Origin of the sequence: Herbaspirillum sp. 3R11, assembly GCF_004563925.1 — a bacterium.
Taxonomy (GTDB): domain Bacteria; phylum Pseudomonadota; class Gammaproteobacteria; order Burkholderiales; family Burkholderiaceae_D; genus Herbaspirillum.
In genome coordinates this window covers 615037-627413 of sequence record NZ_SPNJ01000003.1, presented here as the reverse complement: position 1 = coordinate 627413, position 12377 = coordinate 615037, and the positions used below count along the sequence as shown (strand labels likewise).

At 62.4% G+C, this 12377-nt stretch carries 10 protein-coding genes; all 10 read right to left on the bottom strand.

Translation table 11 applies throughout. From position 1 onward, the window contains the following. Positions 1-32: 32 nt before the first annotated feature. On the bottom strand, positions 33-1535 hold the full coding sequence (locus tag E4P32_RS16270) for a sodium:solute symporter family protein (RefSeq protein WP_116434811.1): 1503 nt from the start codon (positions 1533-1535) through the stop codon (positions 33-35). Next, positions 1535-1714, bottom strand: coding sequence for a DUF3311 domain-containing protein (locus tag E4P32_RS16265; RefSeq protein WP_116434812.1), 180 nt, complete (start codon positions 1712-1714; stop codon positions 1535-1537). Before E4P32_RS16265 ends, E4P32_RS16270 begins: the two co-directional genes overlap by 1 nt. Before the next feature lie 380 nt (positions 1715-2094). Further along, positions 2095-3186, bottom strand: a complete 1092-nt coding sequence (locus E4P32_RS16260) for an alkene reductase (protein ID WP_116434813.1) — start codon at positions 3184-3186, stop codon at positions 2095-2097. A 293-nt stretch (positions 3187-3479) separates the two neighbouring features. Beyond that, positions 3480-5264 (bottom strand): IlvD/Edd family dehydratase, encoded by a 1785-nt coding sequence (locus E4P32_RS16255; RefSeq protein ID WP_116434814.1) that lies wholly within the window; start codon positions 5262-5264, stop codon positions 3480-3482. Next, positions 5261-6142 (bottom strand): SMP-30/gluconolactonase/LRE family protein, encoded by an 882-nt coding sequence (locus tag E4P32_RS16250; RefSeq protein WP_116434815.1) that lies wholly within the window; start codon positions 6140-6142, stop codon positions 5261-5263. The genes E4P32_RS16255 and E4P32_RS16250 overlap by 4 nt, the downstream gene beginning before the upstream one ends. Beyond that, positions 6139-6978 carry an SDR family oxidoreductase gene (locus E4P32_RS16245; RefSeq protein WP_116434816.1) on the bottom strand — a complete coding sequence of 280 codons (840 nt, stop codon included), beginning with the start codon at positions 6976-6978 and terminating at the stop codon, positions 6139-6141. The genes E4P32_RS16250 and E4P32_RS16245 overlap by 4 nt, the downstream gene beginning before the upstream one ends. Then, positions 6975-8195 (bottom strand): fumarylacetoacetate hydrolase family protein, encoded by a 1221-nt coding sequence (locus tag E4P32_RS16240; RefSeq protein WP_116435300.1) that lies wholly within the window; start codon positions 8193-8195, stop codon positions 6975-6977. Before E4P32_RS16240 ends, E4P32_RS16245 begins: the two co-directional genes overlap by 4 nt. A gap of 62 nt (positions 8196-8257) precedes the next feature. Then, positions 8258-9433, bottom strand: coding sequence for a sugar ABC transporter permease (locus E4P32_RS16235; protein ID WP_116434817.1), 1176 nt, complete (start codon positions 9431-9433; stop codon positions 8258-8260). A gap of 22 nt (positions 9434-9455) precedes the next feature. Continuing rightward, entirely contained in the window at positions 9456-11018 is a 1563-nt protein-coding gene (gene xylG, locus E4P32_RS16230; protein WP_116434818.1) for a D-xylose ABC transporter ATP-binding protein, read from the bottom strand. A gap of 100 nt (positions 11019-11118) precedes the next feature. Beyond that, positions 11119-12135 (bottom strand): D-xylose ABC transporter substrate-binding protein, encoded by a 1017-nt coding sequence (gene xylF / locus E4P32_RS16225; protein ID WP_116434819.1) that lies wholly within the window; start codon positions 12133-12135, stop codon positions 11119-11121. Positions 12136-12377 lie beyond the last annotated feature (242 nt).

The following is a 12377-nucleotide window of genomic DNA, read 5'->3' as shown; positions in this document are numbered from 1 at the left end:
GGGCGCTTTGCAGCATCGCTAATCCTTGTGGATCAGCGTTTGAGCGCCGGCGCTTGCGCGCCGCCTTTGCCGAACACCAGCTGCACCACCACGGCCACAACGATGTTGAGCGCGAGAGCGATCAGACCGGTGTAGAGCGTGTAGGAATCAGCACCGATGTGGAAGGTATGCACCGGCTTGATGCCGTCCGCGTACGCCAGCCAGCTGCCGCCGACGATGCCGACGGCCCAGCCGGTCAGCAGCGCGTTGGCGCCGAACCAGCCGATGAACAGGCCGAAAACCAGCGCCGGGAAGGTTTGCAGGATCCACACGCCGCCCAGCAACTGCAGATCAAGCGCGAACTTGGTCGGCAGGAAGAGGATGAACACCAGCGCGCCGAACTTCACCACCAGCGAGACGATCTTGGCGACCTTGGCTTCACCCTGCGGCGACACGTTCGGGTTCACGTAGGGCTTCCAGAAGTTGCGCGTGAACAGGTTGGCAGCGCCGATCGACATCACCGCCGCCGGCACCAGTGCGCCGATGGCGATTGCCGCAAACGCAAAGCCGCTGAACCAGCTCGGGAACATGGCGTTGAACAGTGCAGGCACGACGTCATTGTTGGCTTCAACCTTGACGCCAGCCGCGTAGGCCATGTAGCCCAGCAGCGCGATCAAGCCGAGCAGCACGGTGTACGCAGGCAGGAACACGGCGTTCTTGCGGATCGTGTCGGCACTCTTGGCCGCGAAGATGCCGGTCAGTGTATGCGGATACATGAAGGCCGCCATGGCCGAACCCAGCGCCAGCGAAGCAAACGGCAGGAACTGCGCCGGCTTGAGTGTCAGGCCGGTGGCGCCGCCCTTGGCTGCAAACGCATCGCGCGCCGAAGCGAACACCACGCCGTAGCCGCCCAGTTTCATCGGCACCAGCACCACCGCCACCAGCACCACGATGTAGATCATCAGGTCCTTGACGAAGGCGATCAGCGCAGGTGCGCGCAGGCCGGCCGAATAGGTGTACAGCGCCAGGATCACGAAGGCCGCCAGCAGGGGAAGTTCACCGGTGACGCCGAGCGCCTTGATGACGACTTCCATGCCGATCAGTTGCAGCGCGATGTAGGGCATGGTCGCAACGACGCCGGTCAGGGCGATGGCGAGCTCCAGCTTGCGCGACTTGTAGCGGCCGAAGACGACGTCGGCAGCCGTGACGTGACCGGCCTTGTGCGCAGCGTGCCACAGCTTCGGCATGATCAGGAACACGATCGGATAGACCAGGATCGTGTACGGCAGCGCGAAGAAGCCATAAGCGCCGACCGCATACACCAGCGCCGGCACCGCGATCACGGTATAGGCGGTGTAGAAGTCGCCGCCGACCAGGAACCAGGTAATCCAGGTGCCGAAGTTACGGCCGCCCAGACCCCATTCGTCGAGGTGCGCACCCTTGTTGGCTTTGCCGCCGCTTTGCCAGCGCGAGGCCCAGAAGCCCATCACGGTGACCAGTGCGAAGAAGAAGATGAAGACGCCGAGCGCCGTCCAGTTGATGGAAGAGGAATTCATTATTCGACTCCCTTTTTGAGACCGTCTTTATAGACGATCCAGATGATCAGCGCGGTGAGCGGAACCCACGCGAACTGATACCAGTAGAAAAACGGGAAGCCAAGCAGCGTGGGCAATTCGTCGTTGTAAAACGGGACCCACAATAGACCAATGAACGGCAACAGGAGTAAGAGCCGCATAGAAATTCTCCTCATACTTTTGGTGGAAGGATTGTTATAAAAATTGCAGCGCAATTATAGAGAGGATCGATAATTTCTGTTTGCGGTGCAATCGTTTTTAGGGCTGTTACTACGGATGGAAAGCCGCTATGGCGTTGGGTTTGCGAGATTCCAGAAAATGCTGCTTGCGTTCAGTTTGCGAGGAAATCCAGATATTGAAAGGCCTGCTGTCGATGCCTGAAAATTCATTCGCATTTTTGTCAGTGAAACGTCAGATTTTTGGCGGCCGTCAGATTTTTCCGTGCATTGCATATCCGCTATCCATCTCGTTATGAAGAGGCAATAAAAAAGCCCCCGACAATGTCGAGGGCCCCTTCAACGCACACTACCAACTGCAATGACTACGCCGTCAGCGCCGGATAGTCGGTGTAGCCTTCAGCGCCGCCGCCGTACAAGGTGTCCGGGTTCAGCGGATTGAGCGGCTTGGATTCGCGCACGCGGCGCACCAGGTCCGGGTTGGCGATGAACGGACGGCCGAAGGCGATGGCATCCGCCTTGCCGGCTTCCACGGTAGCTTGTCCTTCAGCGCCGTCGAAGCCGTTGTTGACGACGAAGACGCCCGGGAAGCGGCTGCGCAATGCGGCGTAGTCAAACTTCACCGCTGCACCTTCAGGCACACGCACGCCGCCGGTTTCGCCTTCGATCACATGCAGATAGGCCAGGCCCAGTGGCGCGATCTGTTCCACCACATAGTTGTAGAGCGCTTGCGGATCGCTGTCGATGGCGGTGTCGTTGAAGGTTGTCATCGGGCTCAGGCGAATGCCGGTGCGGCCTGCGCCGACTTCCTTGGTGACTGCTTGCACGACTTCGAGCAACAGGCGCGCGCGGTTCTCGATGCTGCCGCCGTAAGGACCGGTGCGATCGTTGACGCTGTCGCGCAGGAACTGTTCCAGCAAGTAGGTGTTGGCGGCATGCACTTCAACGCCGTCGAAACCGGCGTCGATGGCGTTGCGCGCCGCCTTGCGGTAGTCCTCGACCAACGCCGGCAACTCGTCGTCGCGCAAGGCGCGCGGCGTCGATACGTCGCTATAACCCTCGGTGGTGAAGGTCTTGGCGTTGGCGGCACGGTTGGTTGACGATACCGGCGCGACACCGCCCGGCAGGAACGAAGTGTGCGAGATACGGCCGACGTGCCACAGCTGCAGCACGATCTTGCCGCCGGCTGCGTGCACCGCGCTGGTGACTTCGCGCCATGCAGCTACCTGTTCAGGAGAGTAAATGCCGGGCGTATTGAGGTAACCCTGGCCCATCTGGGTGATTTGCGTCGCTTCGGCAATGATCAGGCCGGCTGTGGCCCGTTGGCGGTAGTACTCCACCGTGAGCGGGCCGGGTTTGAAGCCTTCAACGGCGCGGCTGCGTGTCAGCGGCGCCATGACGAAACGATTGGCGAGCGAGATGTCGCCGAGCTTGATGGGATCGAACAAGGAAGTCATGGATATCCTTCAATAAAAATGAAAGCAGAATAAAAAAGACAGTGAGATCACTGTCTCTGAAGCTTTGCAGCCCGATGCATACGACAAATGCAACAGCCGAAATAAAGCCGACGGTTCATCATAGCCTAAAATTAGACCAGTCGTCTAAGAAGGCCCGATTTGCTGTTTCACTGTGGAAATCAGCAATAAAAAAGCGCCCCGAAGGGCGCTTGCAATGGAAACAGGACTGGCTGCAGAATCCGGCGACGGACAGGCCTGCGAGCAGGGCCAGACCGTCGTCGCGACAGTGCGCGTCAGTGATTGTGACGCGGCAGAACCTTGGCAATGCCCTGATACTTGACCGCCAGTTCCATGACGGCGCCGGTCTCGAGCTGGCCGACGGTGTCGCGATAAATCTCCTGCCACGGCGTCTGGCTGGCCGGGACTGCAGGGATACCCTCGGCCTTGCGTTTGGCCAGTTCTTCATCGCTGATCAGCATGTCGCAACGGCCGGTGTTGAGGTCGATGCGGATCTTGTCGCCCGTATGTAGATAGGCGAGACCGCCACCGACCGCGCTTTCGGGAGACGCGTTCAGGATCGACGGACTATCCGAGGTGCCCGACTGGCGACCGTCGCCGAGTGTCGGCAGGGTCGTGATGCCACGGCGCAGCAGTGCGTCAGGCGGTTGCATGTTGACCACCTCGGCCGAGCCGGGCCAGCCGACCGGACCGGCGCCGCGGATCACCAGGATGGTGTTCTCGTCGATGCCGAGCGCAGGATCGTTGATGCGCGCGTGGTAATCGTCGGAGCCGTCGAATACCGCTGCATTGCATTCGAAGATGCCTTCGCTGCCCGGTGTGTTCAGATAGCGTTCGCGGAAGGTGTCCGAGATGACGCTGGTCTTCATGATGGCGAAGTCGAACAGGTTGCCCTTGAGGACCAGGAAGCCGGCGCGTTCGCGCATCGGTGCTGCAAAAGGGAACACCACTTCGCGGTCGTGGCTTTCGCGGCCTTCGAGGTTTTGCGCCATGGTCTTGCCGCCGGCGGTGAGACGATTGGCGCGCAGCTTGCCGGCCTGTTGCAGTTCCCACATGATGGCCGGCACGCCGCCGGCGCGGTGGAAGCGCTCGCCCAGATATTTTCCGGCCGGTTGCATGTTGAGCAGCAGCGGCACGTCGTAGCCGTATTTCATCCAGTCATCGGAATGCAGTTCGACGCCGGCGTGGCGCGCCATCGCCATGATGTGCGGCTGGGCGTTGGTGGAGCCGCCGATGGCGGCGTTGACCACGATGGCGTCGAGGAAGGCGTCGCGCGTCAGGATCGCCGACGGACGCAGGTCTTCATACGCCATGCCGACGATGCGGCGACCGGTTTCGTAGGCCATCTGTCCGCGCTCGCGATACGGCGCGGGAATTGCGGAACAGCCGGTCAGCGACATGCCGAGCGCTTCGGCCATGGCGTTCATGGTCGAGGCGGTGCCCATGGTGTTGCAGTGGCCGGACGAGGGCGCCGAGGCGGCGGCGATCTCGAGGAATTTTTCATTGTCGATCTGGCCTGCGGACAACTGGCGGCGGCCCTTCCAGATGGCGGCGCCGGAGCCGACCAGTTCGCCGTCCATCCAGCCGTCCAGCATCGGACCGCCCGACAGTACGATGGCCGGGATGTCGACGGTGGAGGCGGCCATGATCTGCGCCGGCGTGGTCTTGTCGCAGCCAGTGGTCAGCACCACGGCGTCGATCGGATAGCCATGCAGGATTTCCACCAGGCCGAGGTAGGACAGGTTGCGGTCGATCGCCGCAGTCGGGCGACGGCAGTTCTCAAAAATCGGATGCAGCGGGAATTCCATCGGGATGCCGCCGGCGTCGCGGATGCCGTCGCGCACGCGGCGCGCCAGTTCCAGATGGATGCGGTTACAGGGGCTGATGTCGCTGCCGCTCTGGGCGATGCCGATGATGGGACGGCCGGAGCGCAGTTCCTCGGCGGTGATGCCGTAGTTCATGAACCGTTCCAGATACAACGCCGTCATGTCGATGTGGTCCGGATTGTCGAACCAGTCCTGGGAGCGGAAACGGCGTGGTGTCTGCGATTGATTTGTCACTTCTGTACCTCTGTCGATATGTAATGTTGAGCCAGGCCCGGCGTGTCGGCGCGGAACGAAAACAAGCCGCCCGCGAGCGGTTGCTGCAAGCGCTCGGCGGACGACAGGCCTTTCCAGGCAGTGGTGACGTGCACGGTCTGCAGGTCAGCGCCGCCGAAGGCCAGCTTGGTGATGTTGGCGCACGGGAAGGGAAGCACGCCGATCAGTTCCCCGGATGGCAGGAAGCGCTCGATGCGCCACCCGCCGAACAGGGCGACCCACAGGCAGCCTTCCGCATCCACCGCCATGCCGTCCGGGTAACCGGAGCCGTCAATGATGGTGAACGTGCGCTTGCCGGACAAGTTTCCCGCCGCGTCGACATCGAAAGCATATACCGTTCGCAGCAATGTGTCCGTGTGATATAGCGTTTTGCCGTCCGGGCTCATGGCCGGACCGTTGGTGATGACGTAGTTGTCGTCCTGTTTTTTCAGGATGTCGCGCTCGCGGCGGTACAGCGAACCGGTCGGATTTTCTTCCGCGTCATCCATGGTGCCGAACCACAGGCGACCGCGATGATCGACGAAACCGTCGTTGATCCGATTGCCCGGCAGGTCTTGTTCCACCGGCTGCAGCAACGTGAAACTTCCGGTGTCCGGAGTGAACTGATAAAGGCCGCCCTGCATGCCGCACAGCAGATTTTCGTCATCGCAGGGCAGCACGAAACCCGGCTGCTGCGGCGTGCTCCAGCTTTCCCGATGGCCGCCGTCAGCATCGCAGCGATGGAGCGCGCGGCCCTTGATGTCGACGAAGTAGAGCGCCTGTTGCGCCGCATGCCAGACCGGACCCTCGCCCAGTTCGGCGCCGACCGGCCACACGCAGGTCGGAGCGGGCGCGCTCATGCGCCGTACCAGCCGGCGTCGACGAAGTAGTCGCGACCGGAGCATTTCGATGCGCTGTCGGATGCCAGGAACAGCGCCAGCGCCGCGACGTCATGCGGATCGACGCGTTCGTACAGGCATTGCGATGCGAGGATCTTGGCTTCTTCTTCCGGGCTGTGCCACAGGCGCATCTGGCGCGGCGTGCGCACCGCGCCGGGGATGATGCAATTGACCCGGATGCCGTGCACGCCGAGGTCGCGCGCCAGGCCGCGCGTCAATCCTTCGATGGCGGCCTTGGCCGTCATGTACAGCGCCAGTCCGGGCAACGCCAGATGCCACGAGATCGAACCGAAATTCAGAATCACGCCGCGGCCCATTTCACGCATGCCGGGCGTAACCGCCTGTGCGCAAAAGAACTGATGGCGCAGGTTGACCGCCATGCGCTCATCCCAATAAGCCGGCGTGACGTCGGCGACTTTGTGGCGGTCGTCATTGGCGGCATTGTTGATGAGGATGTCGACGGCGCCGGCCATCTTTTCAATGACGACAAAGCTAGCCGCCAGCGCGTCCAGGTCGAGCAGGTCGCACTGCAGGAAGGTCGGCGGCAACGGCGTGTCGCGCAGCGTGGCTTCCAGTTCGCGCGACTCGCGCTCGGCGATGTCGAGGAAAAATACCTGCGCACCTTGTCTGGCGAAGGCTTCCACCAGCGCGGCGCCGATGCCGGTGCCGCCGCCGGTGATGACCACGCGTTTGCCGGCGAGGCTGCGGTAGACGGCGTGCTCGAAGGGTGTCGACGCGGCAGATGTGGTCGGCGGGGTCGGCGCGGTCGCGAGGGAAGCCGATGGTGATGCTGTCATGCTGCTGTTCTCCTGGAAGATGATACTGAAGTGGGCACTGAATCGGTCAGGCCGCGCCCGGCCAGATAGCGATAGAGCGAGCGGATGCCGAAGGTCCAGGGGGCGATGGCGTCGCTGCGTTGCACGCGATTGACGAGCGCGCCCAGCGACGGGCTGGCGATGGTGACGCGGTCGCCCAGATGATGGGTAAAGCCGGCACCGGCTGCGCCACGGTCCTTGATCGGCGAAAACATGGTGCCAAGGAACAGCATGAAGCCGTCCGGATACTGGTGATGCGCACCGCAGGTTTGCTGCACCAGGTCAAGCGGATCGCGGCTGATCTCGCGCATGAAGCTGACGCCGTCGAGACGGAAGCCGTCATCGCCTTCGATGAGCAGCGAGACTTCAGCCTGGCGCACCGTGTCGATCGTGAAGCGCTCGTCGAACAGACGGATGAAGGGACCGATGGCGCACGAACCGTTGTTGTCCTTGGCCTTGCCGAGCAGCAGCGCACTGCGGCCCTCGATGTCGCGCAGGTTGACGTCGTTGCCCAGCGTCGCGCCGACCGCTTCGCCGCAGCTGTTCACGGCCAGCACGATTTCCGGCTCGGGGTTGTTCCATTGCGACGCCGGGTGCAGGCCGACGTCGGCGCCCAGTCCCAGCGCCGACATCGCCTGCGCTTTCGAGAATACTTCCGCATCGGGGCCGATACCAACTTCCATGTACTGCGACCAGGCGTCGCGCTTGACGAGTTCCTGCTTCAACTTGGCGGCGGCTTCGGAACCGGGCCGGATGGTGGACAAGTCGGCGCCGATGCTGGCTTGCAATTCCTTGCGCAGGGCTTCTGCACGACCGGCGTCGCCGGCGGCTTTTTCTTCGATCACGCGTTCCAGCATGCTGACTGCGAAGGTCACGCCGCAGGCCTTGATCGGCTGGATGTCGCAGGGCGCCAGCAGCAGCGGCCGACTGGTGTCGTCCTGGGTATGCAGCGCATGATGAACCAGGTCCATTACGCTGCCCAGCGCTTCGCCGGGAGCGTGGCGGGCGATGTGCAGAAGGTCTTCGGCGTCGAGCAGGTCGGCCACCGTGGGCGCTGCGGCGGTGATGTCGAAGACCTGGCCCTGACGCACGACCACCACGCAGGGACCGTTGATCTTGCTGTTCCTCCAGACACGGCCGATCAGCAACGCGTCGGCAAGATCGGCGGGTAAGACGGCGTGGGCCGGTATGGTTTGCATCGAAGTTTGCATGAGCGTTTGCATGGCTGTCCTCTTTTCAGAATGAAATGGAAGCAGGCCGCTCAGCGACCCGAACGGGTGCTGACGTCGACCCACACGGCCAGCATCAGGATGCTGCCCTTGACGATCATCTGCCAGTAGGTGCCGACGTCGAGCATCGACATGCCGTTGTCCAGGCTGGCCATCACCAGCGCGCCGATCAGCGCGCCGTAGATGGTGCCCGAGCCACCGCGCATCGATGTGCCGCCGATGAAGCAGGCCGCGATGGCGTCGAGTTCGCCCATGCTGCCCGACGACGGCGAACCCGCCGCCAGACGCGCGGTGTTGACCAGTCCTGCCAGCGCGCACATCACGCCCATGATGCCGAACACCCACAGCTTGACCGACTGCACGTTGACGCCGGACAGCCGCGTTGCTTCCATGTTGCTGCCGACCGAATAGATGCGGCGGCCGAATACGGTTTGCGTGGTGACATAGCTGAACAGGCCGAGCAGCGCCAGCAACAGCAGCACCGGCACCGGGATGCCGTCATAGCTGTTGAGCGTGCGCACGAACGCCAGCAGCACCGCGCCGATCAGCGCCACCTTGACGGCGTCGCGCCACAGCGGCGGCACCGGCAAGGCATGGCGGGTGCGGTTGACGCGTTGGCGCCAGGTCAGCGCCAGCGCCAGCACGAACAGCACGATCACGAGCGCGACGCCGAAGCTGGCCGGCAGGTAGCCTTGGCCCAGGTACACCAGGTCGCTCGATACCGGTGCAATCGTGAGGCCGCCGGTGATGCCCAGCAGCACGCCGCGAAACGCCAGCATGCCGCCCAGACCGACGATGAAGGACGGGATGCGCATGTACGCCGTCAGGTAACCGTTGAACAGTCCCAGCAGCAATCCCAGCAGCAATACGAGGAACAGATTGAGCGGCAACGGCAGGTTGTGCGTCACGTTCAGGATGGCGGCAACGCCGCCCAGCAGGCCGAGCAGGGAGCCGACCGACAGGTCGATTTCGCCGGCGATGATGACCAGCACCATGCCGCAGGCCAGGATGCCGGTCACCGACATCTGGCGCAGCAGATTGGACAGGTTGCGCGGCGTGACGAAGCCGCCTTCGGTCTTCCAGCTGAAGAAGGCCCAGATGATGGCGATGGCGATCAGCAGCGCCATGATCTTGTAGCGGCTGAAGAGTTGCTTGATGTTGGCCGAGGTGTTGGCCGCGCCGTTGCGCGTACTGATGGTTGAAGTCATGCTTGATTCCAGAGTGTTGTGTTTATGCGGCGGAAGGCGTCGCGACGTGCATGCGCTGTGGCGGCGATTGGTTGATGGCCGCCGCCAGCACCATTTCCTGCGTCAGGTCCTGGTTGACGAAGTCGCCGCGCAGCTTGCCTTCGCCGATGACCAGCACGCGGTCGGAGACGCCCAGTACTTCAGCCAGTTCGGACGACACCATGATCACGGCCACGCCTTGCTTCGCCAGTTCGGCGATCAAGCGGTAGATTTCCGCCTTGGCGCCGACGTCGACGCCGCGCGTGGGCTCGTCGAGGATCAGGACTTTGGGATGCGCCAGCAACATCTTGGCCAGCACCGCCTTTTGCTGGTTGCCGCCGGACAGGCCGGTAATCGGCAGGAATGGGCTCGAGGTCTTGAGCCGCATGCGGGCGATTTCCTCGGTGACGGTCTTCAGCTCGGCCTCGGCGTCAATACGGGTGCCGCGCGAGAAGTTCTTCAGTACCGTCAGCGTGATGTTCTGGCCAACGTTGAGGTCAGGCACGATGCCGTGCTGCTTGCGGTCTTCCGGCACCATGCACAGGCCGAGCCGGATGGATTTGAGCGGCGTGCCGGTATCGACGCGTGCGCCGTTCATCCAGACTTCGCCTTCACAGCGGCCCGGATAAGCGCCGAAGATCGCCGATACCAGCTCGGTACGTCCCGCGCCGACCAGGCCGGCGATACCGAGGATTTCTCCGCGCCGCACCGAGAATGAGACGTCGTCGACGCGCTTGCGTTTGGGGTTGTCGACGTCGAGGCAGGTCATGTGCCGCGCTTCGAACACGATCTCGCCGACTTCATGGTCGCGGCGCGGGTACATCGCGGTGATTTCACGTCCGACCATCTGCGTGATGATGCGGTCGACGTCCAACTCTTCCATCGGCGTGGTGGCGATGTGCTTGCCGTCGCGGATGACCGAAATGGTGTCGCACACGGCGGCCACTTCGTCGAGCTTGTGCGAGATGTAAACGCAGGCCACACCCTTGGCCTTCAGATCCTTGATGATCTTCAGCAGTACGGCGATTTCGGAGGTGGTCAGCGACGATGACGGTTCGTCGAGGATCAGCAGGCGCGCCTTCTTGTTGAGCGCCTTGGCGATCTCCACCAGTTGCTGGTGGCCACCGCCGTATTGCATCACGGGCAGGGCGACGTTGATGTCCGGCATGTTCAGTTCGCGCATGAGTTCTTCGGCGCGCCGGTACATGGCGGGATAGTTCATGCGGCCGCCGGGCAAAGTCAGCTCATGGCCCATGAAAATGTTCTCCGCCACCGACAGCTCCGGTACCAGCATCAGTTCCTGATGGATGATGACGATGCCGGCGGCTTCGGTGTCGCGCACGGAGTGGGCGACCAGCGGCTTGCCGTCCCACAGGATGTCGCCGTCCCAGGTACCGTGCGGATAGACGCCGGAGAGGATCTTCATCAGCGTCGATTTGCCGGCGCCGTTTTCGCCGCACAGGCCGACACATTCGCCGGCCTTGATTTTCAGGTCGATGCCGTCGAGGGCGCGGACACCGTCAAACTGTTTGACGATGCCTTTCATTTCCAACAAATACTCTGACATGCTGCGCTCGCGGAAGGAGATGGGAAGAGGGGAGGCGCGGATACGACGCCCCGCAGGGCGCCGTCATCGCGTGCGTATTTCTTGTGGAGTTGCGAAGGACTTACTTCGCGCCGATCTGCGCCTGCGTATAGAAGCCGTCGTCGACCAGGATGTTGACGTTGGCCTTGGTCAGCGGGATCGGCTTGAGCAGCACCGTGTCGACCTTCTTGAAGCCGTTGTCGTACTGCGAGTTGTAGCTTGGCTTCTCGTTGCGCGCCAGGTGCACCGACAGGTTGGCGGCTTCGGTGGCGATCAGTTTGAGCGGCTTGTAGACCGTCATGGTCTGGGTGCCGGCGACGACGCGCTTGATCGCTGCGAGGTCGGCATCCTGGCCCGATACCGGCACCTTGCCGGCCAGCTTTTGTGCCGCCAGCGCCTGGATGGCGCCGCCTGCCGTGCCGTCATTGGAGGCGACGATGGCGTCGATCTTGTTGTTGTTGGCGGTCAGGGCGTTTTCAACAATGGACAAGGCCTCGGTCGGATTCCAGTCCTTGACCCATTGCTGGCCGACGATCTTGATGTCGCCCTTGTCGATCAGCGGCTTGAGCACCTTCATCTGGCCTTCGCGCAGCATCTTGGCGTTGTTGTCGGTAGGCGAGCCGCCGAGCAGGTAGAAGTTGCCTTTCGATTGCGCCTTGAGCACGCCTTCGGCCTGCATTTCACCGACCTTCTCGTTGTCGAACGAGATGTAGGCGTCGACGTCCGCGTTCAGGATCAGGCGGTCGTAGGACAGCACTTTGATGCCGGCCTTCTTGGCTTCCTTGATGGTGTTGGTCAGCACCGTGGCGTTGAACGGCACGATCACGATCACGTCGACGCCGCGCGAGATGAGATTCTCGATCTGCGAAATCTGGCGCGCTTCGCTGGCGTCGGCGGATTGCACGAATACCTTGGCGCCGAGTTTTTCCGCCGCGGCGGTGAAGAAGTCGCGGTCGCGCGCCCAGCGTTCCACGCGCAGGTCGTCAATGGAAAAGCCGATCTTCGGATTCTTGGCGTCAGCCATCGCGCCGCCTGCGACCAGCGACATCGTGGTCGCCGCCATCAGGGCCAATACACTCTTTTTCAGGATTGCGTTCATTGCCTTGTCTCCAGATTGTTCATTATGATTTTTAAGGGGGATGCTCCTGCATCGGCGGCTATTCTTGTAAGAACGTTTGTCCGCCACTGCCCATCTCCGCCTCGCCGAGGCTTGATGTGCGGCCATACTAGCAACCGCATACCGGCCACCACAATTACGAAATCCGCCAATCGGGAGTGCGATTCTTTCTATTGCACTTGCACAAACGGCTATTTGGACTGACGGGGGAACGCGCTCTCGGT

What these genes read in the sequence shown, in the direction of transcription:
- E4P32_RS16235 (WP_116434817.1), bottom strand. Translation starts at nt 9,433, where the DNA reads ATGACTTCAACCATCAGTACGCGCAACGGCGCGGCCAACACCTCGGCC.
- E4P32_RS16250 (WP_116434815.1), bottom strand. Translation starts at nt 6,142, where the DNA reads ATGAGCGCGCCCGCTCCGACCTGCGTGTGGCCGGTCGGCGCCGAACTG.
- E4P32_RS16245 (WP_116434816.1), bottom strand. Translation starts at nt 6,978, where the DNA reads ATGACAGCATCACCATCGGCTTCCCTCGCGACCGCGCCGACCCCGCCG.
- E4P32_RS16270 (WP_116434811.1), bottom strand. Translation starts at nt 1,535, where the DNA reads ATGAATTCCTCTTCCATCAACTGGACGGCGCTCGGCGTCTTCATCTTC.
- xylG (WP_116434818.1), bottom strand. Translation starts at nt 11,018, where the DNA reads ATGTCAGAGTATTTGTTGGAAATGAAAGGCATCGTCAAACAGTTTGAC.
- xylF (WP_116434819.1), bottom strand. Translation starts at nt 12,135, where the DNA reads ATGAACGCAATCCTGAAAAAGAGTGTATTGGCCCTGATGGCGGCGACC.
- E4P32_RS16240 (WP_116435300.1), bottom strand. Translation starts at nt 8,195, where the DNA reads ATGCAAACCATACCGGCCCACGCCGTCTTACCCGCCGATCTTGCCGAC.
- E4P32_RS16260 (WP_116434813.1), bottom strand. Translation starts at nt 3,186, where the DNA reads ATGACTTCCTTGTTCGATCCCATCAAGCTCGGCGACATCTCGCTCGCC.
- E4P32_RS16265 (WP_116434812.1), bottom strand. Translation starts at nt 1,714, where the DNA reads ATGCGGCTCTTACTCCTGTTGCCGTTCATTGGTCTATTGTGGGTCCCG.